Source organism: Kitasatospora sp. NPDC096147 (assembly GCF_044763225.1).
Lineage (GTDB): Bacteria > Actinomycetota > Actinomycetes > Streptomycetales > Streptomycetaceae > Kitasatospora.
The window spans coordinates 26162-52530 of the sequence record NZ_JBIWFX010000009.1; the positions used below are offsets into that span (position 1 = coordinate 26162).

Genomic DNA, 26369 nt, shown 5'->3' on the forward strand with positions numbered 1-26369 from the left:
CGCCGACCGCTTCGACCCCTGCGCCCGCTGCGAGCCCTCCGAACCCTTCGGCCGCCACGGCCCGTTCACCCCCGCCCCTCCCTGCGCACGGCGGACCTTCGGCTCGGCGAGCGCCTGCTCGCCACCGTCGCCGCCTTCGGCCTCGGCGCGGTGCCGACCGCGCTGCTGCTGGTGCTGATCGAGGCCAACTGGCCACCGCTGCACCGGCTCGACGCCGCAGCCGCCGAGCAGCTGCACACCGCCGTGCGCGACCACCCCGCCGCGCTCACCGCGCTGCGCGTGCTGAGCGAGGGCGTGTGGGATCCGCTGACGCTCCGTCTGCTGGTCGCGGCCACCGTCGGCTGGCTGTGGTGGCGCGGGGCCCGGCGGCTCGCGCTCTGGGCCGCCGCCACCGTCACGGCCTCCGGGCTGATCGGCTTGGCGGTCAAGGCGGCCGTCGCCCGGGCCCGCCCCGCCCTGCCCGACCCGGTGGCGCACGCTCCAGGCTTCTCCTTCCCCTCCGGGCACGCGATGACGGCCGCGACCTGCTGCGCGGTCCTGCTGCTGGTGTTCACTCCGGTCCTGGGCCGGCGCTCGCTCCTGACGGCCCGAGCGGTGGCCGTGGTCAGCGTGCTCGGGGTGGGGTTCACCCGGGTCGCGCTCGGCGTGCACTGGGTCAGCGACGTGCTCGGCGGCTGGCTGCTCGGCCTGGCCCTGGTCGCCGCCACCGCCTGGGCCTTCGACGGCTGGCGCCGCGACACCGGCCGGCCCGTACCCCCGCCCCTCACCGAGGGCCTGGAGCCCGAACTCGCCCGCCAGGGACCGCCCGAGCCGAGGTGAACCACCCACCCACCCACCGACCCGCGACACGCCGGAGGCGGGGCCCCACCCGCCGGTGGGGCCCCGCCTCCGTCCACCTCCCTCGACCGGAGGTCAGAGGTGGGTACCGCCGGTGAACCCGCCGGCGTAGTAGTCGCCGACCCGGTCGCGGTACTCCCGGTCCCCGGCCCGCTCGTCCTTCACGTACTCGGGTGAGTCCTTGATCTCGTCCTTGGTGCGGTCGACCCACACCGTCTCCTCCGCCACGTCGACCCGGCGGATCGTGCCGGCCGGCAGCAGCACCTCCCGGCCGAAGATCCACGGGCCGGTGTCCACCACGATGGAGGAGGAGTCGACGTCGTCGGTGTGCTTGTCCACCTTCCCGATGTGGCCGTCGGTCGCCTCCACCCGGTACCCGGTCAGGTCGGTACCCGCCACGTAGCCCTCGGCCCGCTCGTACCCCCACAGTCCGCCGGTCATCACTGCCTCCTCGCCGTCTGCGCACTCTGACGCTCCGGCGGCTACCCCACCTTCCGGACCACATGCGCGCGCCCCGCGATCCGACGGGTCCGCCCGCCCGTCACGACCGTGCCCGATCTGACCCCGTGTCACCGGGTGCGGAACGGAAGCGGACAGCCCGCCGGCGCCGTCGCACGGCCCGAGGAGCAGTGGTCCGCGCGGCACCGACCGGTCGTACGTCGCCTTCGACGGCCGGGGCCACACCGGCTCCGAGAGGCCCGCCCCCACGATCGGCCTTCAGGGTGAATCCGCATGCGGTATGAGGAGCACCTTTACCGATCATGGTGTGTCCTGCTCATCGAACGGCCTCCCGGCGACTATCTGTGACGGTGACGGTGTGTCAGCTCCCCCGGAGCGGCGCCGTCCCGCCCACCGTCCTCGGTCGTCCCGGAGGCCCCCGCCATGCGCCGCCAGCCCGTGTGGAAGCCCGCACTGCACAGGACGTTGTCCGTCCTGCTCACCTTCCTGCTCACGGCAGCCGCGCTGATGGTGCCGGCCTTCCCGGCGCACGCCGAGCGCACCGGTCTGACCTGCCGTTACAAGGACACCCTCCAGGGCGGGATGGTGATGACGGGCAACGGGTTCCTGTTCAAGAACGGCGGCGCCCCGGCCAACGTCGACAACCTCACCGGGCAGGCGACCCCGTACTCCTACACCACCCGCGACGACTCGTCCCGGGCGGACCTGGTGCTGCCCGCCGACGCCACCGTGGTCAAGGCGATGGCCTACGTCTACGGCAGCCAGTACTACGCGCCGGGCAGCGCCTACTACGCGGACCCGGACACCTTCCAGATGCGCACCCCGGCCGCCGGCTACCAGCGGCTGACCGCCGACGGCGTGGACAACATGCTGTACAGCAACGGCACCTACGGCAACAACCACCAGGCCTACCGGGACGTCACCGCCCTGGTGAAGGCCGGCGGTTCGGGCAGCTACGGCTTCGGCGACACCCCGTACTACACCAACTACGGCAGCCGGGGCTTCGGCGGCTGGGCCCTTGCCGTCGTCTACTCCTCGCCGAGCGCGCCGCTGACCCAGGTCGCGCTCTGCGACCAGTGGGCGCACATGAACGGCACCGCCGTCAGCAACACCTTCGACCTCGGCACCACCCCCTACTCGGGCGCCCAGCTCCAGCGCGCCTCGATCTACGCCACCGCCACCTACGGCGACGTCAACTACGGCGACTCCATCAAGGTGGCCGGCAGCCGGGTCTCCGACGCCGCGAACCCCGCGACCGACTGGGGCAACGGGACCTGCGCCCAGTACGGCACGGACATCCCCGGCCGCAACCCCAAGTCCGGCACCGGCTGGGGCGGCGTGGCGATGCCCTGCCCGGACATGGACGTCGACACCATCGACATCACCGCCATCGCCCCGACCACCCGGACCTTCTCGGTGGTCCAGGGCCGGGAGGGCTCGATCGAGGAGATCGGCTACGGCGTGGTCGGCTTCACCTTCGAGCCGAAGGCCGCCCCCAAGCTCGACCTCGCCAAGACCGGGAAGCTGGACGACGCCAACGGCGACGGCAAGGCCAACCCCGGCGAGACCGTCGCCTACGGCTACACCGTCACCAACACCGGCAACACCACGGTGGGTTCGATCACGGTGGCGGACGACAAGATCCCCGCGCCCGGCGCCGTCGTCTGTGCGAAGACCACGCTGGCGGCCGGCGAGAAGACCACCTGCACCGCGACGTACACCGTCACCGAGGCCGACGCCAAGGCCGGCAGCATCACCAACACCGCCACCGCCAAGGGCAAGGACCCGGCCGGCACCGAGGTCACCACCCCGCAGCGCCAGGTGACCATCCCGGCCGGCCCCGCGCCGGTCCGGGTCACCCTGGACAAGACCGTCACCAAGGCCCCCGCCCCGGTGCCCGGCAGCCCCGGCACCTACGAGACCCAGTATGAGCTGAAGGTCGGCAACACCGGCGCGGCCACCACCTACGACCTCACCGACACCCTCAAGTACGGCACCGGACTGACCGTCACCTCCGCCTCCGTCGCCAACACCACCCCGGGCGGGCTCAGCCCGGTGGCCGGCTGGGACGGGCGCGGCCAGACCAGGGTCGCCGACAAGCAGGCCATCGCGGCCGGCACCGAGGCCGCGCCCGCCACCCACGTCTGGCGGGTGACGGTGCGGTACACCGTGGACCCGGGCCAGGCCACCTCGAAGTCCACCGACTGCACCCTGGACGCGGGCGAGAGCGGCACCGGCACCCGGAACGAGGCCACCGCCACCTCCGGCGGCACCTCCTCCAGCAAGAACACCTGCACGCCGGTCGCCGCCGTCACCAGTGCCAAGACCCTGGTCTCGGCCAAGCCCACCAGCGGCGGCCAGTGGGAGGCGGTCTACGAGATCACCGTCGCCAACAAGGGCGCCGCGCCCGGCACTTACTCCCTGGACGATCGGGCCCGCTTCGGCGCCGGCACCACCGTGACCTCGGCCAAGGTGACCACCGCCCCCGCCGGGGTGACCCCGAACGCCGCCTGGGACGCCCAGGGCACCACCCGGATCGTCACCGACCAGTCGATCGGCGCGAACACCACCCACACCTACCGGGTGACCATCACCGCCCAGGTGCCGGAGAACCCGGCCGACCCGAAGTCCACCGACTGCACCCTCGACCCGGGCGAGAGCGGCACCGGCCTGCTGAACGAGTCGACCACCACCGTGGACGGCAGGCAGGAGAAGAAGGAGGCCTGCGGCGCCACCTCCAACGTCTCGATGACCAAGCGGATCTCCCAGCAGCCCACCGCCGTCCCGGGCAGCCCGGACGTCTACGAGATCAAGTGGGAGCTCACCGTCCGGAACGCGGGCGCCGCCCCGACCACCTACCAACTGGTCAACGACACCACCAGGTTCGGCACCGGCATCACCACCGTCTCGGCCTCCGTCGCCAACACCGCCCCGGGCGGCCTGGCGGTCAACGCGGGCTGGAACGGCACCAGCGACACCAAGGTCTCCGACAGCCAGGCCATCGCCGGCTCGGCCACCCACGTGTACACCGCCACCGTCCGCTACCGGGTCGACCGGGCCACCGCGACCGGCAAGTCCACCGACTGCACCCTCGACCCGGGCGAGAGCGGCACCGGCACCCTCAACAGCGCGAGCGTCACCACCGACGGCCGCACCTCCACCGACTCCACCTGCGCGGGCGTGCCGCTGCTGAAGACCACCAAGACGGTCCAGCGCACCACCCCGAACGGCGACGGCACCACCACCGTCACCTACCGGATCGAGGTCGCCAACTCCGGTGGGGCGGCGGGTGCGTACGACCTGGACGACAGGCTCGCCTTCGGCGCCGGCATCTCGGTCGTCTCCGCCCGGGCGGCCAACACCGAGCCCGGCACCCTCACCGTCGACGCCGCCTTCAACGGCCAGGACCGGACCCGGATCGCCACCGCCCAGTCCGTGGCGGCGGGCGGCACCCACGTCTACACCGTCACCGTGGTGGCGAAGGTGCCGGTCACCAGCACCGACCCCAAGTCCACCGACTGCACCGAGGACGGCGGCGAGAACGGCGCCACCGGGCTCTCCAACACCGCCACCACCACCTCCGGCGGCGGGACGCAGACCAGCCGGGCCTGCGTGGAGACCCCGAGCGTCACCATCACCAAGACCTTCACTCAGCAGCCCACCCCCGTGCCCGGCCAGGCCGGCACCTACGAGGTCCGCTACGACCTGACGGTGGCCAACACCGGCGCGGGCCCCGGCTCCTACACCCTCAGCGACACCCTGAAGTACGGCACCGGACTGACCGTCACCTCCGCCACCGGCACCAACACCACCCCGGGCGGCCTGCCCGTCCGCCCCGACTGGAACGGCACCTCCCGCACCCAGCTCAGCGACAACGAGGCCCTGGGCGCACGGACCACCCACGTCTGGTCGGTCGTGGTCCGCTACACGGTGGACGGCACGACCGCCACCGCGACCTCCACCGACTGCACCCTCGACCCGGGCGAGAGCGGCACCGGCACCCTCAACCAGGCGGGAGTGAACGTCAACGGCGGCACCGCCGAGACCAGCGCCTGCGCCGGCACCCCGCTGATCCGCACCACCAAGACCAGCCTCGACCTGACCCCGAACGGCAACGGCACCTGGACCCAGACCTACCGGATCGACGTGCTCAACAGCGGTCAGGGCGACGGGCGTTACACCCTGGACGACCGCTTCCGGTTCGGTGCCGGGATCACCGTCCAGCCCACCCCCGCCGTCACCACCACCGCCACCGGCGTGACCCCGTCCGCGAGTTGGAACGGCCAGGGGGACACCCGGGTGGTGACCGACCAGCCGCTCGCGGCCGGGGCCGCCCACGCCTACACCGTCACGGTCACCGTCCGGCTGCCCGCCGGGGGCACCGCTGACCCGGCCTCCACCGACTGCACCTTCGGCACCGGCGAGAGCGGCACCGGCCTGGCCAACGAGGCCACCACCACGGTGGCGGGCGAGACCTCCACCAGCACCGCCTGCCGCCGCACCCCGAACATCGGCGTCACCAAGACCGTCTCCGGCGGCCCGACCCAGGTGGCCGGCCAGACCGACACCTACGACCTGGTCTACGACGTCAAGGTCGCCAACACCGGTGCCGGGGACGGCTCGTACGACCTCAGCGACCAGCTCGCCTACGGCACCGGGGTCACCGTCGTCTCCGCCGCGCTCACCCCGCCGGCCGCCTACGAGTCCGAGACCTTCGACTGGAACGGCCGGGACCGGACCCTGATCAAGGCGGGCGCCCAGCTCCCCCGCGAGACCGAGCACCTGTGGCGGATCACGGTCCGCTACACCCTGGACCGGACCGCCGTCACCAACACCTCCGGTGACTGCACCCTGGACGCGGGCGAGAGCGGCACCGGCACCCTCAACCGGGCCACCGCGACCGTCAACGGCGAGGCCACCACCAAGGAGGCCTGCACCCGGGTCGGCGCCGTCCGGGTGGTGAAGACCGCCGCTCCGGCCAACCCGCTGCCCGGCGGCAAGGTCACCTACACCATCACCGTCACCAACACCGGCGGCACGGACGCCACCGGGTACCGGGTCGACGACGACCTGACCGGCCTGCTCGGCTCGGCCACCTACGGCAACGACGCCGCCGCCGTGGACGGTTCGGGCGCCGCCGTCACCCCGGCACCGGTCTACACCGCGCCGAAGCTCACCTGGACCGGCACCGTCAAGGCCGGCGGCCTGGTGCGGATCAGCTACACCGTCACCGTGCTGGACCCGGTGCCGGCCGGCCGGACCACCATGAAGAACGCCGTCACCACCGACGACCCCGGCGCCTGCCCGCCCGGCTCCACCGACCCGAGCTGCTCCACCGTCACCCCGCTCCCCCGCCTGGAGCTCACCAAGACCGCAACCCCCAACCCGGCCAAGGTCGGTGACACCGTCACCTACACCATCACCGCCCGCAACACCGGCGACGCCGACTACCCCGGCGCCAAGGTCACGGACGACCTGACCGGCGTGCTGACCGGCGCCGACTACAACGGCGACGCGACCGCCTCGGACGGCGCGGGCGGGATGTATCCGGCCCCCACCTACTCGGCGCCGAAGCTCTCCTGGACCGGCCTGATCGCCAAGGGCGAGCAGGTGGTCATCACCTACTCGGTGAAGGCCACCGGGGCCACCGCCGCCAGCCTGCGCAACCACGTCGAGGCCCCGGGCTCGGACTGCCCGCCCGGCAACACCGAGCCCCGGTGCAACCCGGTGGTGCCGCTCGCCAAGGTGACGGTGGTCAAGACCTCGACTCCCGCCGCCCCCAAGCCCGGTGACACCGTCAGCTACACCGTGACGGTCACCAACTCGGGCGACGCCGCCTACCCGGACGCCACCGTCACGGACGACCTGACCGGTGTGCTCAAGGGCGCCGACTACACCGGCACCGCGACCGCCACCGCCGGCGACGGCAGCGCGACCGCGGCACCGGACTGGTCGTCGCCGAAGCTGAGCTGGAAGGGCTCGGTCCCGGCCGGGACGGACATCGTGATCCGCTACACCGTCAAGGTGAAGAACCCGGTGCCCGCCGACGGCACCACCCTCACGAACGCCGTCACCACCAACGTGCCCGGCGCCTGCCCGCCGGGCTCCACCGACCCGGACTGCTCGACCGTCACCCCGCTCCCCCGCCTGGAGATCCGCAAGCAGGTCAGCCCGCAGTCGACCACCCCGCTGAACGTCGGCGACAAGGTGACCTACACCGTGACCGTCGCCAACACCGGCCCCGGCGACTACCGGGACGCCACCGTCCAGGACGACCTGGGCAAGGTGCTCAACGGCTCCGACGGCGCGGGCGGCGCGGCCACCTACAACGGGGACGCCACCGCCAAGGACGGCTCCGGCGCCACCCTGACCGCCCCGACCGTCACCGGCACCACCCTGCGCTGGACCGGGCCGATCACCACCGGCACCACCGTGACCTTCACCTACTCCGTCACCGTCGCCAAGGCCGGCGTGACCCTGATCAACACCGTCAGCTCCGAGGGCTCCAACTGCCTCCCGCCGGACCCGGCCGACCCGAACTGCCGCACCGTCGTCCCGACCCCCGCACTCAAGGTCTCCAAGAGCTCGACTCCCGCCGCCCCCAAGCCCGGTGACACCGTCACCTACACCATCACGGCCACCAACGGCGGCAGCGGCGCCTACCCCGGCCTGCGGATCGCCGACGACCTGACCGGCGTGCTCAAGGGCGCCGACTACAACGGCGACGCCACCGCCAAGGACGGCACCGGCGCCCCGCTGACCGCCCCCGTCTACACGGCGCCGAACCTCGTCTGGACCGGCGACCTCGCGGCCGGCGCCGGCCTGACCGTCACCTACACCGTCAAGGTGAAGAACCCGGTGCCCGCCGACGGCACCACCCTCACGAACGCCGTCACCACCAACGTCCCCGACGTCTGCCCGCCCGGCTCCACCGACCCGGGCTGCTCCACCGTCACCCCGCTCCCCCGCCTGGAGCTCACCAAGACCGCAACCCCCAACCCGGCCAAGGTCGGTGACAGCGTCAGCTACACCATCACCGCCCGCAACACCGGCGACGCCGACTACCCCGGCGCGGTGATCGACGACGACCTGAGCCGCGTGCTCGGCAGCGGCGACTACCAGAACGACGCGACCGCCAAGGACGCCTCCGGCGCCCCGCTGACGGCGCCCGCCTACACGGCCCCCAAGCTCAGCTGGACGGGCACGGTGGCCAAGGGCGGCAGCGTGGTCATCACCTACACGGTGAAGATCACCCAGGCCACCGCCACGCCCGCCGTCAACCAGGTCACCGCCGACGGCTCCACCTGCCTCCCGCCCGACCCCGCCGACCCGGCCTGCACCAGCACGGTGACGGTCAAGCACCTGACGCTCCGCAAGACCTCCGACACCACCGAGGCCAAGCCCGGCGACAAGGTCACCTACACCCTCACCGTCACCAACGACGGCAGCGCCCCGTACCCGGGAGCCTCCTTCACCGACGACCTCTCCAAGGTGGTCGACACCGCCGCCTACAACAACGACCAGACGGCCTCGGCCGGCACCGCCTCGTACGCCGCCCCGGTGCTGTCCTGGACCGGCGACCTGGCGGTCGGCGCCACCGCCACCGTCACCTACTCCGTCACCGTCAACGACCCGGTCTCGGGTGACCGGCAGCTGGGCAACACCGTGGTCTCCCCGGACTCCAACTGCCCGCCCGGCTCGACCGACCCGGCCTGCACCACCGTCGTCCCGGTCAAGCACCTCACCGTGAAGAAGACCGCGGCCCCCACGACGGTCAAGCCCGGCGGCACCGTCACCTACACCATCACCATCACCAACGACGGCACCGCCGACGCCCCGGACGCCACCTTCTCCGACGACCTGTCGAAGGTGACCGACGACGCCACCTACAACCAGGACGCCACCGCCTCCACCGGCACCGCCACCTACGCCGCCCCCACCCTCACCTGGTCCGGCGCGCTCAAGCCGGGCGAACGGGCCACCGTCAGCTACTCGGTCACCGTCAACGACCCGCTCTCGGGCGACAAGCAGCTCGCGAACACGGTGACCTCCCCGGACGGCAACTGCCCGCCCGGCTCCACCGACCCGGCCTGCACCACCGTCACCCCGGTCAAGCACCTCACCGTGAAGAAGACCTCGACCCCCGCCGAGGTCAAGCCCGGAGAGACGGTCACCTACACCGTCACCGTGACCAACGACGGCGGCACCGCCGTCCAGGGCGCCACCTTCACCGACAACCTGACCGAGGTGCTCGACGACGCCACCTACGGCAAGGACGCCAAGGCCTCGACCGGCCTGGTCTCGTACGCGACACCCCTCCTCACCTGGACCGGCGACCTGGCGGTCGGCGCCACCGCCACCGTCACCTACTCCGTCACCGTCAACGACCCGCCCAGCGGCGACCGGCAGTTGGCCAACGCCGTGGTCTCCCCCGACTCCAACTGCCCGCCCGACTCCACCGACCCCGACTGCTCCACCGTCACCCCGGTCAAGCACCTCACCGTGAAGAAGACCGCCGCCCCGGCCGCGGTCAAGCCCGGCGACAAGGTCACCTACACCATCACCGTCACCAACGACGGCAAGGCCCCCTACCCCGGCGCCACCTTCACCGACGACCTCACCAAGGTCCTGGACGACGCCACCTACGACAACGACCAGGCGGCGACGGCCGGTTCGGCCACCTACACCGCGCCCGTGCTCTCCTGGACGGGTGACCTGGCGGCCGGCGCCATCGCCACCATCACCTACTCCGTGACCGTCAACACCCCGATCGGCGGCGACGGCAAGCTCGTCAACACGGTGGTCTCCCCCGACTCCACCTGCCCGCCCGGCTCCACCGACCCCGACTGCACCACGGTCGTCCCGACCCGGCACATCACCGTCGTCAAGACCGCCGCCCCGTCCGAGGCCAAGGCCGGCGGGAAGGTCACCTACACCGTGACCGTCACCAACCTCGCCGACGAGCCGGCCGCCGCCGTCTCCTTCACCGACGACCTCACCGAGGTCCTCGACGACGCCACCTACAACAACGACCAGACCGCGACGGCCGGTTCGGCCGGCTACACCGCCCCCACCCTGAGCTGGCGCGGCGATCTGGCCGCCAAGGCGAGCGCCACCGTCAGCTACTCCGTCACCGTCAACGACCCGCTCACCGGCGACGGCGTCCTCACCAACGCGGTCGTCTCCCCCGACGGCCCCTGCCCGCCCGGCTCCACCGACCCGAGCTGCTCCACCGTCACCCCGGTCAAGCACCTCACCCTGAAGAAGTCCTCGACGCCCGCCGAGGCCAAGCCGGGTGACAAGGTCACCTACACGGTCACCGTCACCAACGACGGCAAGACCCCCTACCCCGGCGCCTCCTTCACCGACGACCTCACCAAGGCACTGGACGACGCCACCTACGGCAACGACGCCACCGCCACCACCGGCACCACCACCTACACCGCCCCGGTGCTGTCCTGGACCGGCGACCTGGCCATCGGCGCCACCGCCACCATCACCTACTCCCTCACCGTCAACAACCCCGCCACCGGCGACCGGCAGTTGGCCAACGCCGTGGTCTCCCCCGACTCCAACTGCCCGCCCGACTCCACCGACCCGAGCTGCTCCACCGTCACCCCGGTCAAGCACCTCAACGTCAGGAAGACCTCGGACCGGACCAGCGCGATGCCGGGCTCCAGGATCACCTACACCGTGACCGTCACCAACGACGGCAAGGCCCCCTACCCCGGCGCCTCGTTCACCGACGACCTCACCAAGGTCCTGGACGACGCCGCCTACGGCAACGACGCCACCGCCACCACCGGCACCACCAGCTACACCGCCCCGGTGCTGTCCTGGACCGGCGACCTGGCCGTCGGCGCCGCCGCCACCATCACCTACTCCGTCACCGTCAACAACCCGCTCAGCGGCGACGGCGTCCTCGCCAACGCGGTGGTCTCCCCCGACTCCACCTGCCCGCCCGGCTCCACCGACCCCGACTGCTCCACCGTCGTCCCGGTCCGCCACCTGACGGTCTCCAAGACCGCCGACCGCACCGAGGCCAAGGCCGGTGACAAGGTGACCTACACCCTCACCGTCACCAACGACGGCGGCACCGCCTACCCCGGCGCCTCGTTCCGCGACGACCTGAGCAAGGTCATCGCCGGCGCCGACTTCAACGACGACCACGCCGCCAGCCACGGCACCGCCTCCTACACCGCCCCGCACCTCACCTGGAGCGGCGACCTGGCGGTCGGTCAGCGGGCCACCGTCACCTACTCGATCACCCTGCGCACCCCCGTCCGGGCCGACCAGCTGACCAACCTGGTGGTCTCCCCCGACTCCAACTGCCCGCCGGACTCGACCGACCCCGCCTGCTCCACCGTCACCCCGGTGAAGAAACTGGACGTCACCAAGACCGCCGACGCCACCGGCGTCTCGGTCGGCACGAAGATCACCTACACGGTGACCGTCACCAACACCGGCCGGGTCGACTACCCCGGCGCCACCCTCACCGACGACCTCTCCCGGGTGCTCGACGACGCGACGTACAACGGCGACGCCTCCGCCACCACCGGCACCGCCGCCTACACCGCCCCGACGATCGGCTGGACCGGCGACCTGGCGGTCGGCGCCAAGGCCGTCATCACCTACTCGGTCACCGTCACCGGCGCCGGTGACAGGCTGCTCGACAACTCCGCGGTGGTGCCGGACAGCAACTGCCCGATCCCGATGGAGCCGCGCCGCCTCACCCGGGCCGCCGTCCCCTACGACCCGGCCTGCACCACCCACCAGACGGTCCGTCACCTGCGCGTCGCCAAGCAGGCCGACAAGAGCCGCGCCAAGGCCGGCGAAGCCGTCACCTACACCGTCACGGTCACCAACGACGGCACCGCCGACCACCCCGGCGCCACCTTCACCGACGACCTGACGGGCGTGCTGCGCAGCGCCGACTACAACCGCGACGCCCGGGCCACCACCGGCGCCACCGCCTACGCGGCCCCGCTGCTCAGCTGGACCGGCGACCTGGCCGTCGGCGCCTCCGCCACCGTCACCTACTCCGTCACCGTCAAGGACGGTGCGACCGCCGAGCTCCGGAACCTGGTCACCGCCCCCGACTCCAACTGCCCGCCCGGCTCGGCCGACCCCGCCTGCTCCACCGGCACCACCCCCGACCCGAAGCCCCCGGTCACCCCCACTCCGAAGCCCACGCCCAAGCCCCTCCCGGAGACCGGCGCGGACCTCCCGCTCCGCCTGCTCGGCGTCCTCGCCCTGACCACCCTCGCCCTCGGCCTCGGCACCTGGGCCGCCACCCGCCGCCGGTCCTGACGGTCCGTCCGCTCCCGTGAGCCCTCCCACCCACACCGGGTGGGAGGGCTCACGCCCGTCCTCCGCCACCCGGGTGGAACCCGCTCGCCCCCGCGCCGTCCTCCCGGGCCGCACCCACTCCGGCGGGTGCAATGGAGGGGCGAACCGACACCCGTGGAGGCACCGTGAAGCCCGGTACGACGCGCGCCCTCCTCGTCCTCGCCCTGCTCGCCGCCCCGGCCCTGCTGCCCTCCCCGGCCACCGCCGCCGATCCACCGCCCCGGCTCTCCCTCACCCTGGACGACGGCCGCGACCGGGCCCGGCCGGGCGACGAACTGACCTGGACGGTGACGGTCCGCAACCTCGGTCACACCCGGCTGACGGACCTGCGGATCACCCAGCAGCTCCCGGCCGGCGCCGCGCCCGCCCCTTCGCTCTCCACCGACGGCACACCGACCGTCACGGTCGACCACGGCACCGCCACCTGGGACGGCCTCACCCTCGAACCGGACGCGACCCGGCAGCTCCGCGTCTCCGCCACCCTCGGTGACGACCCGTCATCCCCCACCCGCGCCGCCACCACGGCCTGCGCCCACACCGCCGGCTCGACCGTCCCGCTGGCCTGCGCCTCGGACCTCGACCTGCTCCCCGTGGCCGGGACCACCACCCCGTCCCCGCTCCCGACGGCCGTCCCGATCGCCGCCGGCGCCCTCGGCCTCGCCGCCCTCGCCCTGCTGCACCGCCGCCGCTCCCGCCGGGCCGCCGCCGCCCCGACCCCCTGAACCACTCGCCGTCAGCGGGCCGCCCCCGGGTCGGCCGCGGCGTAGAGCAGGGTGCGGACGCCCGGGGCGTCCTCCGTGCCGGTGCGCCAGACCAGCCGCAGGCTGAGGCTCGGTGGCGCGGGCCGGGACAGCGGGAGCACGGCGAGCCGTCCGTCCGCGACCGCGGCGGCCACCGCGAACTCCGGGAGCAGTGCCACCCCCAGGCCCTGCTCGGCCCAGGCCCGCATCAGCGGCACGCCGTCGGCACGCAGCCGGGGCTGGGTCGGGCTGAGGAGGCGGTCGGCGGCGAGCAGGAACGAGCAGCCGGGGGCGTTGGCCAGGAGCTGTTCCCCCGTCAGGTCCTCGGCGCCCAGCGCACGGTGGCCGGCCAGCGGATGCCCGGGCCGGCCGACCAGGAGCAGCGGGACGGTCGCGACGTCGGCGAAGGAGAGCCCGGCCGGGGGCGGTCCGAAGCCGAGCCCGCCGAGGGCGGTGCCGGTGTCCAGCAGCAGCGCGGCGTCCAGGCGGCCGGCGGCGAGGTCGGTGAGCAGCTCGTCGCGGCTGCGCGAGGGGCGGAGCTCGATCCGGAGCCGGGGGTCGCGGGCGCCGACCCGGCCCAGCACGCCGGGGACGTGGGAGGCGGCGATGGTCTCCAAGGCCCCCAACCGGAGCGCCTGTTCGGCCCCGAGCACCTCGCGGCGTGCCTGGTCGGCCTGGTCCAGCAGGCGGTGTGCCCAGCCCCGGAGGCGCTCACCGGCCGGGGTGAGCCGCATGCCCCGGCTGCCGCGTTCGAACAGCAGGAGGCCGAGGGAGCGTTCGAGCCCCCGGACGTGCTCGGACACCGTGGAGGGGGCGAGGCCCAGGGCGTGGGCGGCCTCCGTCACGGTGCGGTGGCGGACCACGGCCTCGAAGACCCGGAGCTGGCGCAGTTCCATGACCGTCGCCAACCGCCCGCCGTCCGTTCGGAATTCCCGAACGGAGCTGCGGCAGGACCGGTCGCCCGGGTGGGGGTGCGGCCGGGAGGGTACCCCCGTGAACGCACTTCCTCCCCCTCCCTCGGTGCCCGGCCCCGGCCCTGGCCCTGACTCTCACCCTGGCCCTGCCTCCGTCCGCCCCGCTCTCGTCCACCCCGCACCCGTGCACCCCGCACCGGCCGTGGCCCGTCGCCCCGCCCGCGCGCTGCTCGGGGTCTCGCTCGGGTACTTCACGGTGCTGCTGGACCTGACGGTGCTGGCCGTCGCCGAACCGGACCTGGTCGCCTCGCTGCGGGTGTCGGCCGTCGGCCTCCAGTGGGTGACGGCCTCCTACACCGTGGTGTTCGCGGCCCTGCTGCTGTCCGCCGGGGCGGTGACGGACCGTCACGGGGCGGCGCGGGTGTTCCGGGTGGGGACGGCCGCGTTCGGTGCCGTCTCGCTGCTCTGCGCCGTCGCGCCGGGGCCGATGACCCTGGTGGCGGCCCGGGCCGCGCTCGGCGTGACGGCCGCTGCGGTGGCCACCTCCTCGATGGCCGTGATCGGGCAGCTGTACCCCGCTCCGGCCGCCCGGACCCGGGCGGTCGCGACCTGGGCGGCGGTCAGCGGCGCGGCGGTGGCGGCCGGGCCACCGGTCGGCGGGCTCCTGGTCCAACTCGCGGGCTGGCGAGCGGTCTTCACGATCAACGCGCCGATCGCCCTGCTGGCCCTCGCCCTGGCCGCCGGCCGTCTGCCGCGCCTGCGGCCGGGCTCTCGGCGGATCGACTGGCCCGCCCAGGCAGGTGCGGGGCTGACCCTCGCGCTGGCCACCGACGCGGCGATCGCGGCCGGTGCCGGCGCCTGGCGGCACGCGACGGCCGCCGCCGTCCTCGCCGGCGCGGCGGCTGCGGCCTTCGTCTGGCGGGAACGCCGCAGCGCTGCGCCCGTGTTCGGGGCGGGACTGCTGCGCAGTCCCGTGGTGCGGGCCGGGCTGGCAGTCGGCGCGGCGGCGAACTTCGTGCTGGCGGGCGACCTGTTCGTGCTGCCGCTGCTGTTCCAGGGCGGGCGCGGCCTGGGGGCGTTGGCGACGGGGGTGGCACTGCTGCCGCTGACCCTGCCGTTCGTCCTCAACCCGCCACTGACCGGCCGGATCGTCGTCGCCCGTGGGCCCCGGGTCCCGATCCTGGCCGGGACGGCGCTGCTGGCCGTCGGCGCCCTGGTGCTCGCCGCCGGGGCCGGAGCCGGCGCGGGCTACCCGGTCCTGGCAGCCGGACTGCTGCTGACCGGGGTCGGGACCTCCTCCGTGCTGCCCGCACTGGTCGCGGCGCTGATCGAGGCGGCGCCGGCGGGGACGACCGGGGCGGTGGCCGGGGTGCTGAACGCCTGCCGGCAGGGCGGCGCCACGCTCGGGGTGGCGGTGATGGGTGCCTGCGCCGGGACGAGCGGCGGCCCGGCCGGATCGGCAGTGGCCCTGCTGATCCCGGCCGGGGTGTGCGCGGCGGCAGGTCTGTGGTTCACGGTCCGAACCACCCCCGCGCAATGACCGCCCCTGCGCCGTGACCGCTCCGGGGTCAGCCGGCCATCGCGGTGAGGTCGGCCGCGCCGAAGCCCACCGAGAAGCGCTTGCACCAGATCACCGCGCTGTGGAAGCGGGTGAGGTCGGTGCCGGCCGGGACGGTGTAGTTCTGGTTGCCCAAGTTGCCCTTCAGGCGGCCCAGTTCGAGCGGCGCGGGGCCGAGGTCCTCCAGCTTGGAGACGGCGGCGGGGCGGGTGGAGAGGTAGACCCGGACGTCCGGGCCCTCGGAGGTGGCGAGGTCCTCCAGGCGCAGCACCGTGCCGCCGTCCGCGAGCCGCAGCAGCCGGGCCCGGCCGGTGGTGCGGTGCTCGCCGGACTGGAAAGCACCGCCGACCAGCTGGGCCGGTGCGGCGGACACCGGCGCAGCGGGCGTCGGCGCGGCGGGCATCGGTGTGGCGGGCATCGGTGTGGTGCTCATCGGTGCACCGGACATCGCGGGACCGGGCATCGATGCCTCGGCCGTCGGCGACACCATTCCCGAGGGAGCGGCGGTCGTCATCGTGCTCGGGGCCGCCACCGGCGGGAGCGCCTCCTGGACCGTGGTGTCGGTGAACGCCTTCCAGGGTTCGAAGGCGATCAGCCCCGCCGCGACGGCGAGCAGGACGACGAGGGCGGCCAAGGCCTTGACCGGCCGGGTGGTGCGGGACGACATCGGAACTCCTAGGAGGGCGGGGTCGGTTCGAGGGTCTCGTCGGGGACGGTCCAGTCGGGGTGTTCGCGGGCGGCCCAGCTGCGGGCGACGGTGCCGGTGCGCAGGCCCCGGCGGGCCTCCGGGTCACGGACGGCCAACCGGACGTGGGCCGCCACCGCCACGGCCACCGCCACAGCGAGCCAGTCGTGGACGAAGGTGGCCCCGGTACGCCAGATCAGCGGCGCGAGACCGGTGAACCACATCAGCAGCCCGGTGCCCAGCATCACCAGCACGGCCCCGGCGGTGAACGCCGCGTACAGCTTCTGCCCGGCGTTGAACTTCCCCGCCGGCCGGTGCGCCACGCGGTACCGGACGGCCAGCAGCCAGGCCCGGTCGGCGGCGGTGAAGCGGTTGAACCGGCCCAGGTCGGCACGCAGGTGGCGGGAGGCCAGGCCGAGCAGCAGCGGGGCGGGCAGCAGCAGCCCGGACCACTCGTGCACCGTCCTCACCAGGCCCCGGCGGCCGACGAGTTGGGACAGCGGCGGGTAGTAGAGGAAGGCCGCCGTGACCAGGCAGCTCAGCATCAGCCCGGCCGTGGCCCGGTGCACCCACCGCTCGGCGGGGCTGAACCGCCGCACCCGGGGGCCGGGCTCAGGAGGTCGGCGCATCGTCGCGTCCGTTCGACCGGCCGACCCAAGCGTCCACCTCGTAGCCCCGTCGCTCCCAGTACCCGGGCTCGACGGCCGGGGTGAGGGTGATGCCGGACAGCCACTTGGCGGACTTGTAGAAGTACATCGGTGCCACGTACAGCCGCACCGGGCCGCCGTGCTCGTGGCTGACCGGCGCGTCCTGCATCCGCAGCGCCACCAGCACGTCGTCCCGCCGGGCCTGATCGAGCGTCAGGCTCTCGGTGTACGCGCCGTCGAAGCACTCGAACCGGACCGCCTTCGCCTCCGGCCGCACCCCCGCCGCGTCCAGCAGGTCGGCCAGCCGCACGCCCTCGAACGGGGTGCCCGGCACCCGCCAGCCGGTCACGCACTGCACGTCGTGGACGATCCGCCGCTGCGGCAGTGCCCGGAGGTCGGCCAGCCGGTAGCTCGCCGCCCGCTCCACCAGGCCGCCGACGCTCAGCGCGTAGTCGGCGTCGGTCCGGGGCTCCACCGCATCGACCACGGAGTAGTACCGGAATCCGCCGCCACCGGGCAGCAGCCCGGTGACGCCGGTCGGGTCCAGGCTGGTGACCGCCTCCACCCCGCGCTGCAGGAACGGCCCGGCCGCGACGCCCGCCGCGCCAAGCCCGAGCATCGCCAGCACCACCCGCCGCCCGACCGGTGCACCTCTCTCATCGCTCATGCCCCGATTCGACCAGCCAGGCGGGCCCGGGCCAAGGGTGACGGGGCGGACGTCAGACTTCCGTCATCTCCTGCGCCCGCTGCGCCTCCGTCCCCGTCCGGCGCCCGGCGCCCGGAGACGGTGTGCCCAGCGGCCGGCCGGGGCGCACCGTTGTCACGCAGCCGAACGGCGACGTGGTCGCAGCTCTCCTGCCCGGCCACGAGCGGACCGGGCAGGAGCTGACGGACCATCCGGCCGGAGCGGGTCAGCCGGCCTCGACCTTGACCACCGCGTCACCCATCTCGGCCGCAGCCGCGTGGAAGCGCTGGAGCTCCACCAGGTCCGCGGCCAGGACGGCCGCCGGGACGGCCGCCCCCGTCGCCGCCTTCTGCTACTCCGTCGGACCGACCGGAACGGCCGAGGCCACAGCGGACCTCAAGGCATCCGCCGGCCCCGACGGCGCGGGCACCGCAACCCCGCCGGAGGGCCACGTCAAGGACGGCGCGACCGCGGTCGGTGTGGAGGCGCCCGGCTTCTGCGAGGAGAGCGCCGCCTCGACCCGCTTCCAGCGCGGGTCGGTCACCACGGCGGTCAACTGCGCAGCGGTCAGCGGCGGATCGGCCCGCGTGATCGGCGTGCCCTGCTCCAACGGCTTGCGGTTCCACTCCTGCAGCATCAGCTGGTAGCCGTCCTTGGTGTACAGCACGGCCGACCAGGTCTTCGAACCGGCCGGTTCGCCGCTCCGGGCCCCGGCCTGGTAGACGACCACCTGCCCGGCCTCCGTCTCCGTCTCCGTGCAGGTGTCCTCACCGAGGTACGCCGGGCAGCCCTGCGCGCCCTTCCCACCCCGGGTGATCCAGAACAGGAACTGCGCCGCGCCGTGGCCATCGTCCACCGTGAGCCGCAGCTGCGCCGGGTCCGCCTCGGTGCCCTGCGCCTGCCCCACCTCCACCGTCCCCTGCGGCAGCAGCTCGGTCAGCATCGCCTGGAACTCCGGCCCGGACACCTGGGCCGCCGCGCCGTGCGCGGCCCCGACCGGACGCGCCCCGTCGAACGCGCCCACCACCGCCGTACCCCCCACCCCGACCAGCGCCACCGCCGCGACGCCCGCCACCACCACCGACGCCCGCCGACGCCGCCTGATCGCCCGACCCCGCGCCCACGCGGTGTCCACCAGCGCGGTCGGCTCGATCCGGTAGGCCTGCCCGGCCTCCGTCATCGCCTCCGCGAACCTCGCATCGAACTCGGAAGAACTCCCTGCGGACATACGAAATCTCCCCTTCAGTCAACTCGATGAACGATCGGAAATGCCCTACCGACGAGGGCCGGGAGCCACCGGCTCAACGCCCGGCCAACTCCCCCAGGCTCTCGCCGAGCACCGCTCGGATCCGCCCCAGTGCCCGCGTCGTTCTCGTCCGGACCGCACCGGAACTGCTCTGCAGGACCGCCGCGGTCTCCTCGACGCTGCGGTCCTCCCAGTACCGCAGCACCAGCACCGCCCGGTCCTGCGGCCCGAGCCGGCCGAGCGCCTCCACCAGCGTCAGCCGCAACGCCGGATCCGCCTCCCCCGCCGGCCACTCCGGCACAGCCTCGACCGGGCGCTCGGCGGAGCTGCGGCGGCTGCGGTGCGACAGGAACACCCGGACCAGGACGGTGTGCGCGTACCCGGCCGGATTCTCGATCCGGGACCGCTTGGCGAACCACCCGGTCCGGTGCCACTGCGCGAACACCCGCCCCAGCGCCTCCTGCACCAGGTCCTCCGCGAGATGCGTGTCCCCGCCGGTCAGCAGGCACGCCGTGCGGTACAGCTGCCCGGTCCGCGCCACCGCGAACGCCCGGAACTCCTCGTCCCGCTCCCCCGCCACCATCCGCCCGACCCCCAGCTCTCGTGTTCCTCTCACACCCGAATTGACCGCCGAGCGGCCGCGGATGTTACAGACGTCCCCGAGAAACGACGAAACCCCGGACCAGGGATCTGATCCGGGGCTCCGGTCGGCCGAGCCGCCCCTGCGACGCCGGGCGGCCCGACGCTGGACGATCACGCCGACGGCCACGGGCGGACCACCGCGACACCGGCCCCGCACCCACGCCCGAGCGCAGGGCACCCGAAGCGCTCAGTAGGTCGGGCCCAGTGCCGCGAACAGCGTGTCGATCTCCAGGCGCAGCCGGGCATCCCACGCCCCCTCGACGAGGACCTCGACCAGCTCCTCGTCGGGGGCGGCGCGGGTGACGGTGGCCAGGCGGACGTGGAGCAGCGTGGTCGCACCATGGATCGGGTGGACGTCCCAGTCGGCGGGGTCCTCCTCGTCCGTGCTCCGCAGCTGCGCGCTGGCGGCGTCCCAGTCCACGTCCGTGAAGTCGTCCGCGAACCGGGACAGCAGCTCCAGGAACCGTACGAGGTCCGGACGCCGTACCCGGCCGCCGAGGCGGTGGTCCGGCGGCGGCTCGTGGTCGGCCGGGCGCAGCGCGCCGCTCACCGGGTGCTCGTCCCGGAAGAAGGTGCGCAGACGCACCGCGAGGTCGAGCTGACGGCACGCCGCCTCGGGGTCGTAGGCGGCGCTGGGCAGTTGGGGCACGCGCTTGCGTCCCGTCGGGTCCAGCCGGTAGGGCTCCTCGAAGGCCCGCTCCCAGCGGTCCACGGCGGGCGTGAACCGTTCGCGCGCCTCGGCCGCCCCGACCCCGATGTACTGCGCCACCTGCTCCCACGAGGCACCGCGTTCGCGCTCGAAGACCACCGCCCTGGTGAGCAGCCGGTCGGCGAAGTCCCGCAGTCCGGCGGCTTCGCCGGCCCGGCCGCCCAGGCCGGTCTGGTCGTCGTACCGGGTGATCGCCAGGTTCCCCGCCGCGTCGGCGAGGTCGACGCCGGCGTCGCTGAGGGCCAGCCGGGCGAGTGCCGCCCGGGTGAAGGCGCTGCGTTCGGCGTCGTAGGGCGTGGAATCCGTCAAGCCGGCTGCTCCCGTGGAACTGTCGCGTGGCCCCGGCGGTCGGGGCCGAGGGACAGTGTGGTGCGCCGGGTCGGTCGTCTCCAGTGATTTTCCGGCGGGTTCGGGCCGAACGGTCACCGTTCCCCGCCGGGCCGCCCGCCGGGGTCAGATGGCCAGGAACGCGCGCATCAGCCGGGCGGCCCGCAGGTCCGCACCGCCGCCGCCGGGCCTGCTCGGCGGGCCGGCCGGTGCCCGGCGTTCGTGCGTCACGGCCGCCACCGGCTCCGGGCCCTGCTGCCCGGTGGTCCGGACGGCAGCGGGCCGACCGGAACGGCGGCGCCCGCCGCGCTGCTGAGGGAGGGTCAGGTCGAGTCGGCGGCCGGACCCGCCGCGCGGTGCGTTGCTCATGCCGTGCGCAACGAGTGCGGTGGCCTCCAGGGCACGCCGCGACGGCGCCCCCGGCCCGCTCCGTCCGAGCGGGCGGCGTGGCAGCCCGCCGCCCTGCTGACCGGCCGTCAGCTCCGCGCCCGGACACCGGCGGTCGGCCCTCCCCCGGTGCGTGACGAATCCGCCCCCGGGGCCGCGCCGCACTTCCCGGGGGTGGGTCGTACCTCCGCCAGGCGACGGACCGAGGGGCGGACAGGGCGGGCATACGGCGCGAAGCCGGGCAATGCTCCGCGGGCGGCCGGTCCGGCCCCGGGTGCCGGATGTGTACGCTCGGCCCGTGCCGAAAGTGACGCGGGATCAAGTGGCAGCGCTGGCCGGGACATCGACCGCCGTCGTCAGCTACGTCATCAACAACGGCCCCCGGCCGGTGGCCCCCGCCACCCGGGAGCGGGTGCTGGCCGCGATCGAGCGGCTCGGCTACCGGCCGGACAGCATGGCCCAGGCGATGGCCCGGCGGCGCACCGACCTGCTGGGCATGGTCCTCCCGGATGCCCGCCAGCCCTTCTTCGCGCAGCTGGCCCACGCCGTGGAACGCGTCGCCTTCGACCGCGGGAAGCTGGTCCTGATCGGCAACTCGGACTACGTGGAGGCCCGGGAGGAGCACTACACCCACGCGTTCCTCGGCATGCGGGTCGCCGGTCTGATCCTGATCAGCCAGACCGGGGCGCAGCAGGCCGCCCGCGCCTTCGGCCAGGACGACCGCACCCGGGTGGTCCTGCTGCACCGCCGCCCGGACGCCACGGCCGGCCCGGCCAACGCCGCCGTGGTGACGGACGACGTGGGCGGCGCCCGGCTGGCGGTGCGTCACCTGATCGCCCACGGCCACCGCACGGTGGCCTGCTTCGGCCGCTCGGCCGCGACCCTGACCGCGGGCGACCCGCTGGTGGAGCGGGTGGAGGGCTGGGCGCAGGCGATGCGGGAGGCCGGGCTGGCCACCAAGGGGCTGCTGGTGGAGGCTCCGTTCGACCGGTTCCGCACCTACGGTCCGGCGCTCGGCGTCCTGCGGCGGCCGGACCGGCCGACGGCGGTCTTCTGCACCACCGACGACCAGGCGCTCGGCGTCCTGCGGGCGGCCCGTGAGCTCGGCCTGCGAGTGCCCCAGGACCTGGCGGTGGCCGGCTTCGACGACATAGCCGAGGCCGCGTTCAGCGACCCTCCGCTGACCACGGTCGCCTCCGACACCGGGGCGATGGCCGGTGCCGCCGTCTCCCTCGTGCTGGACGCGCCGGGGGCGGACGGACCGGCAGCGGACGGGCACGCTCCGGACCCCGTCCGGGTCTTCCCGGCCCGGCTGCTGACGCGGCGGTCCTGCGGCTGCGACCACCCCTCCTCCCCCGTCGCTCCTGCCAGTCGGCGGTAGCAGGGCGCCGGTCTCCGACGACCAGGACCGCGTACGGAGGACCGGGAGTATCGTCTTCACGCATGTCGTGAACCTGCAGGGGGACGAGAAGTGGACTTATCCGGATTTTCCGTGTCGGCGGGCCGTCCGGTCCTCTCCGACGACGCGCGCGAGGTCTACGGCCTGCTGGCCGGCCGGCCGAAGCCCGTCCCGATCGACGAGTTACGCGCCCGGACCGAGCTCCCGATCGACGCGCTGGACCGCGCGATCGGCGTACTGGTCCGGCTGGGGCTGCTCTGTCCGACGGCGCTCGCCGAGGGGATGCTGCACGTGATGGCGCCGGACAGTGCCCGTGCCCAGCGTCTCGGGCCGATCGTCCGGGAGCTGAACGACCGTCAGTTCGAGGTGGACTCCCTCCGGGAGGCGTACGCGGAGCTGGCCGTCGTCTACCAGCGCGCCGCGCTCGGCGCCACGCAGGCCGGCGCCGTCGAGGTGATCCGCGATCCGGCCACCGTCCTGCGGGTGCTCACCGAGTACGCCGCGGCGGCCACCCGGGAGGTGCTCGGCTCGCAGCCGGGCGGAGCGGTGCCGGACGGCGCCCTGGCGGAGTTCGGCCGGCGCACCGACGAGCTGCTGCACCGGGGGGTGCGGCTGCGGGCGCTGTTCCAGCACACCGCCCGGTACGGGCCTGTGACGGTCGGGCACCTGGAGCACCTGAGCCGCCGGGGGGCCGAGGTGCGGACCAGGAGCGACGGCTTCATGCGGCTGCTGCTCTTCGACGGCGAGGTGGCCGTGACCGGCCTGGTGGACGACCCCGGCGGCGCGGCGATCGTCCGCGACCCCCATGTGATCGCGTTCATGGCGGCGGCCTTCGAACGGGCCTGGAGCCGCGCCACGCCGTTCCGGCCGCAGTACGACCCCGTCGTCGTCGAGCAGACCTCCGACGACGTGCGGACCACCATCATGCACCTGCTGGTGGAGGGCCTGGAGGACAAGGTGGTGGCCCGGCGGCTGGGCATGTCGCTGCGGAGCTGCCAGCGCCACATCTCCGAGATCATGCGCCGCCTCGGAGCCCGGAACCGGCTGCACGCCGGCTACCTGATCGTCCATCACGGACTGCTGGAGCACGGGACGGCCCCGACGGCCGGACGGCACGGCGACGACGGCGGGGCCGCCGACGAGGCCGCCGACGGGGCGTCAGTGCACGAGGGTTGACCCGGCCCCCGGGACCAGGCCGAGCAGGGCTCCGGCCAGCTCGGCGGCCTCCCGGAGCGAGTCGGCGACCGGGGCCCCGGACGCGGCCAGCTCCGCCGCCAGCTGGGCCCCGCCGGAGAACAGCACCGCCCGGATGCCCGCGCTCCGCGCGGCCAGCCCGTCGTCCACGGTGTCGCCGATGGCCACCACCCGCGAGCCGTCCGTGCCGAGGAGCTCCAGGTGCCGCCGCATGGCGTCCGCCTTGGTCCCGCCGGTCGGTCCGCGTCTGCCGTCCACGAGGGTGAAGTACCGGGCGATGCCCAGCCGTTCGAGCTCCTGGAGCAGGGCCGCGTGGGTGTGCAGCGACAGCACCGACAGCGAGTGCCCGGCAGCGGTCCAGGCCGCCAGGACGTCCTCGGCGCCCTCCATCAGCGTCGAACCGGTCCGCGCGTAGCCGGGGTAGTTCCGCTGGAACACCGCGTCCGCGAGGTCCCACTCCTCGGCGGTCGGCATCCGGCCGAGCAGCCGGCCGTAGAAGCTCGGCACCGGCACGCAGAACTTCAGCCGGTACTCCGCCATGTCGATCGGCGCCAAACCCAGCACGGCCAGCGAGTCGTTGAGCGCGCGCAGGCGGGCGGCGTTGTCGTCCAGCAGGGTGCCGTTGAAGTCGAGGACGAGGTGGCCGCGCGGTGGTCGCGGAGCGCGCATGGGAGTCTCTCCGGTCGGATCTCGGCAGGGGCGGGCGATGGGCACGGTCCGGTTCAACGGCCTTGCTGGAGAAGGTGGTTGGGGCGGGGTCAGTCGAGCATCCGGGCGGTGGTCTCCGTCGGCGCGGGCGTCGGCGTCGCGGGCACCGGGGCGGCCGGCTCCGGCCGGGCGCCGCGCAGCGCCCCCGCCAGGGCCCGGCACAGCAGCAGGCCCGGCAGGCAGAGTGCGGCCATCACCAGGAAGGCCAGCCGGGGCGAGCCCGAGTAGAGCGGGCCGGCCACCGCCGTCATGACGGCGCTGCCGAGGCTCATCGCCACTGCCGCGTAGAGGCCGTGGGCGGTGGCCCAGAGGTTCTGCGGCAGGTGCAGCCGGACGGCCTGGGCGTGCGCGAAGTGGGTGAGCGCGAAGGTCCCGGCGTGCAGGACCTGACTGGCCACCAGCACGGCCACCGGCAGCGGCGCCGCCAGCAGCCCCCAGCGCAGCACCGACGCCACGGCGGCCAGCGCGAACAGGGCCGGCACCGACCGGGCGCCGAGCAGCGGCAGGGCGTACTTGAAGAGCAGCAGCTCCGCCGCCACCGCCAGCCCGAGCAGCAGGCTGACACCCGCGTGCGAGACCCCGAGCCCGCCGAAGTAGGCCGCCCCGAAGGCGTAGTAGATGCCGTGGGTGCCCTGGAGCAGGACGGACACCGCGAGCACCAGCAGGTACGGCCGGTGCCCGAGCAGGGTGCGCTTGGCCGCCCGGGCCGGCGGCGCCGGGCCGAGCTCCACCCCGGAGGGCGGCACCAGTCCGACGAGCGCCATCAGCAGGCAGCCGCCGACGAAGACCCAGACCAGCACGGGGGACCCGTACGCGCTCTCCAGCAGCCCGCACAGGCCCAGCCCGGCGATGAAGCCGGCCGAGCCCCAGTACCGGACGGCGCCGTAGTCGGCCCGGCCGGTCTGCGCGCCGATGGTCGCGAGCGTCTCGCTCAGCGGCATGATCAGCGGGTAGCAGAGGCCCACCAGCACCGACACCGCCACCATCGACGGCAGGCCGGCCGGGGCGAGGTAGAGCAGGCTGGTGGCGGCCGAGCCCCAGGCCAGCAGCTGGGCGAGCCGCCCGAGCGGAGCGATCCGGCAGAGCAGCGGGTAGAGGAAGGCCACCGAGGCGGAGCGGGCCAGCAGGCCGGCCGTCACGATCAGCGCGACGTCGGTCCCGTCGAAGCCCGCGTCCAGCAGCCAGACGCCCCAGTAGGAGAGGTAGACGCTCCAGGTCAGGAAGAAGAGGAAGAACCTGGCGGACAGCCAGACCCGGAACGACAACTCAACCACCTCCGGAGAGCTCGAGGAAGGCGACGGCCGACCGCCACGCCGCCCGGGCGTGCTCGGGTGCGTAGTGCGGGTTCCCCGGGTCGCAGAAGCCGTGGGTGCAGGGGTACAGCTCGGCCGTCAGGTCCTGGCGGCCGGCCAGCTTGGCGGCGAACTCCCGGCCGGAGAAGCTCGCTTCGTGCTCGGCGACCACCAGCAGGCAGCCCCCTCGGGGGCTGACGTCCAGGTGGTCGCGGATCCGGGAGCCGTAGCAGCACACCGTCCGGTCGAAGGCTCCCGCCCCGGCGGCCAGCCAGGCGGCCGTGGCCCCGACGCTGTAGCCGACGCACAGCACCCGGCGGTAGCGCCCGCGCAGCCCGTCCGCGTACCGCGCGAGGGCGAGGCCCATCCGCTCCACGCCCAGCTGGGCCGTGAAGTCCTGGTAGGCGAGCTGCTCCTCGGCCCGGCCGAACGCCTTCGGCTCGGGCCGGAAGTCGGGGGCGAACACGTCGCACCGGTGGCGGCGCAGCGCGGCGGCCACCGATGCGACGTGTGCGTTGACCCCGAAGATCTCGTGCGCGACCACCACGGCGGTGTCGTGGTGGCCTGATGGCTGGTCAGCCATGGAGTTCG

The 26369-nt window shown here is 74.1% G+C and carries 18 protein-coding genes; 6 read left to right on the plus strand and 12 right to left on the minus strand.

Annotated features, from left to right (window positions below; genetic code table 11):
* Positions 1-81: 81 nt before the first annotated feature.
* Positions 82-819, plus strand: a complete 738-nt coding sequence (locus tag ACIRBX_RS25910) for a phosphatase PAP2 family protein (protein ID WP_402300352.1) — start codon at positions 82-84, stop codon at positions 817-819.
* A gap of 93 nt (positions 820-912) precedes the next feature.
* Here ACIRBX_RS25910 and ACIRBX_RS25915 read toward each other — a convergent pair whose 3' ends face one another.
* Complete coding sequence (locus ACIRBX_RS25915; protein WP_402299940.1) at positions 913-1278, minus strand: PRC-barrel domain containing protein; 366 nt, start codon at positions 1276-1278, stop codon at positions 913-915.
* Positions 1279-1719: 441 nt separating this feature from the next.
* Here ACIRBX_RS25915 and ACIRBX_RS25920 point away from each other — a divergent pair, with 441 nt between their 5' ends.
* Both ACIRBX_RS25920 and ACIRBX_RS25925 read left to right on the plus strand, forming a co-directional pair.
* Complete coding sequence (locus tag ACIRBX_RS25920) at positions 1720-12606, plus strand: isopeptide-forming domain-containing fimbrial protein (RefSeq protein ID WP_402299941.1); 10887 nt, start codon at positions 1720-1722, stop codon at positions 12604-12606.
* Between the two features lie 164 nt (positions 12607-12770).
* Complete coding sequence (locus ACIRBX_RS25925; protein WP_402299943.1) at positions 12771-13367, plus strand: hypothetical protein; 597 nt, start codon at positions 12771-12773, stop codon at positions 13365-13367.
* Positions 13368-13378: 11 nt separating this feature from the next.
* On the opposite strand, the gene ACIRBX_RS25930 is transcribed toward ACIRBX_RS25925, so the two are convergent.
* Positions 13379-14281, minus strand: a complete 903-nt coding sequence (locus tag ACIRBX_RS25930; RefSeq protein WP_402299944.1) for a LysR family transcriptional regulator — start codon at positions 14279-14281, stop codon at positions 13379-13381.
* A gap of 202 nt (positions 14282-14483) precedes the next feature.
* Here ACIRBX_RS25930 and ACIRBX_RS25935 point away from each other — a divergent pair, with 202 nt between their 5' ends.
* Positions 14484-15839: an MFS transporter gene (locus tag ACIRBX_RS25935; protein WP_402299946.1), complete on the plus strand. Its 1356-nt coding sequence runs from the start codon at positions 14484-14486 to the stop codon at positions 15837-15839.
* A 28-nt stretch (positions 15840-15867) separates the two neighbouring features.
* Here ACIRBX_RS25935 and ACIRBX_RS25940 read toward each other — a convergent pair whose 3' ends face one another.
* From ACIRBX_RS25940 to ACIRBX_RS25970, 7 genes are all read right to left on the minus strand, one after another.
* Positions 15868-16524 (minus strand): DM13 domain-containing protein, encoded by a 657-nt coding sequence (locus tag ACIRBX_RS25940; protein WP_402299949.1) that lies wholly within the window; start codon positions 16522-16524, stop codon positions 15868-15870.
* Positions 16525-16532: 8 nt separating this feature from the next.
* Entirely contained in the window at positions 16533-17171 is a 639-nt protein-coding gene (locus tag ACIRBX_RS25945; RefSeq protein ID WP_402299950.1) for a cytochrome b/b6 domain-containing protein, read from the minus strand.
* Positions 17155-17856: a molybdopterin-dependent oxidoreductase gene (locus ACIRBX_RS25950; protein ID WP_402299952.1), complete on the minus strand. Its 702-nt coding sequence runs from the start codon at positions 17854-17856 to the stop codon at positions 17155-17157. The genes ACIRBX_RS25945 and ACIRBX_RS25950 overlap by 17 nt, the downstream gene beginning before the upstream one ends.
* A 370-nt stretch (positions 17857-18226) precedes the next feature.
* Positions 18227-19102: a hypothetical protein gene (locus tag ACIRBX_RS25955; protein ID WP_402299953.1), complete on the minus strand. Its 876-nt coding sequence runs from the start codon at positions 19100-19102 to the stop codon at positions 18227-18229.
* Positions 19103-19175: 73 nt separating this feature from the next.
* Positions 19176-19703 (minus strand): SigE family RNA polymerase sigma factor, encoded by a 528-nt coding sequence (locus ACIRBX_RS25960; RefSeq protein ID WP_402300354.1) that lies wholly within the window; start codon positions 19701-19703, stop codon positions 19176-19178.
* A 246-nt stretch (positions 19704-19949) separates the two neighbouring features.
* Positions 19950-20780 carry a hypothetical protein gene (locus tag ACIRBX_RS25965; protein WP_402299954.1) on the minus strand — a complete coding sequence of 277 codons (831 nt, stop codon included), beginning with the start codon at positions 20778-20780 and terminating at the stop codon, positions 19950-19952.
* A 144-nt stretch (positions 20781-20924) separates the two neighbouring features.
* A complete protein-coding gene (locus ACIRBX_RS25970; protein ID WP_402299955.1) occupies positions 20925-21167 on the minus strand; it encodes a hypothetical protein in 243 nt (80 codons plus the stop codon).
* Between the two features lie 316 nt (positions 21168-21483).
* Between ACIRBX_RS25970 and ACIRBX_RS25975 the strand changes: the two genes are divergently transcribed.
* Both ACIRBX_RS25975 and ACIRBX_RS25980 read left to right on the plus strand, forming a co-directional pair.
* Positions 21484-22566 carry a LacI family DNA-binding transcriptional regulator gene (locus tag ACIRBX_RS25975; protein ID WP_402299956.1) on the plus strand — a complete coding sequence of 361 codons (1083 nt, stop codon included), beginning with the start codon at positions 21484-21486 and terminating at the stop codon, positions 22564-22566.
* A 111-nt stretch (positions 22567-22677) separates the two neighbouring features.
* On the plus strand, positions 22678-23760 hold the full coding sequence (locus ACIRBX_RS25980; protein ID WP_402299958.1) for a LuxR C-terminal-related transcriptional regulator: 1083 nt from the start codon (positions 22678-22680) through the stop codon (positions 23758-23760).
* Here ACIRBX_RS25980 and ACIRBX_RS25985 read toward each other — a convergent pair.
* From ACIRBX_RS25985 to ACIRBX_RS25995, 3 genes are all read right to left on the minus strand, one after another.
* Positions 23743-24447, minus strand: a complete 705-nt coding sequence (locus tag ACIRBX_RS25985; protein ID WP_402299960.1) for an HAD family hydrolase — start codon at positions 24445-24447, stop codon at positions 23743-23745. The genes ACIRBX_RS25980 and ACIRBX_RS25985 overlap by 18 nt on opposite strands.
* Before the next feature lie 89 nt (positions 24448-24536).
* Complete coding sequence (locus ACIRBX_RS25990; RefSeq protein WP_402299961.1) at positions 24537-25751, minus strand: MFS transporter; 1215 nt, start codon at positions 25749-25751, stop codon at positions 24537-24539.
* 1 nt (position 25752) lies between these two features.
* Positions 25753-26361: a dienelactone hydrolase family protein gene (locus ACIRBX_RS25995; RefSeq protein ID WP_402299964.1), complete on the minus strand. Its 609-nt coding sequence runs from the start codon at positions 26359-26361 to the stop codon at positions 25753-25755.
* Between the last annotated feature and the right edge of the window lie 8 nt (positions 26362-26369).

Coding starts and splice junctions, on each gene's coding strand:
- ACIRBX_RS25920 (WP_402299941.1), top strand. CDS start 1,720: ATGCGCCGCCAGCCCGTGTGGAAGCCCGCACTGCACAGGACGTTGTCC.
- ACIRBX_RS25915 (WP_402299940.1), bottom strand. CDS start 1,278: ATGACCGGCGGACTGTGGGGGTACGAGCGGGCCGAGGGCTACGTGGCG.
- ACIRBX_RS25960 (WP_402300354.1), bottom strand. CDS start 19,703: ATGGTGGCGGGGGAGCGGGACGAGGAGTTCCGGGCGTTCGCGGTGGCG.
- ACIRBX_RS25950 (WP_402299952.1), bottom strand. CDS start 17,856: ATGAGCGATGAGAGAGGTGCACCGGTCGGGCGGCGGGTGGTGCTGGCG.
- ACIRBX_RS25945 (WP_402299950.1), bottom strand. CDS start 17,171: ATGCGCCGACCTCCTGAGCCCGGCCCCCGGGTGCGGCGGTTCAGCCCC.
- ACIRBX_RS25940 (WP_402299949.1), bottom strand. CDS start 16,524: ATGTCGTCCCGCACCACCCGGCCGGTCAAGGCCTTGGCCGCCCTCGTC.
- ACIRBX_RS25955 (WP_402299953.1), bottom strand. CDS start 19,102: ATGTCCGCAGGGAGTTCTTCCGAGTTCGATGCGAGGTTCGCGGAGGCG.
- ACIRBX_RS25995 (WP_402299964.1), bottom strand. CDS start 26,361: ATGGCTGACCAGCCATCAGGCCACCACGACACCGCCGTGGTGGTCGCG.
- ACIRBX_RS25970 (WP_402299955.1), bottom strand. CDS start 21,167: ATGAGCAACGCACCGCGCGGCGGGTCCGGCCGCCGACTCGACCTGACC.
- ACIRBX_RS25930 (WP_402299944.1), bottom strand. CDS start 14,281: ATGGAACTGCGCCAGCTCCGGGTCTTCGAGGCCGTGGTCCGCCACCGC.
- ACIRBX_RS25985 (WP_402299960.1), bottom strand. CDS start 24,447: ATGCGCGCTCCGCGACCACCGCGCGGCCACCTCGTCCTCGACTTCAAC.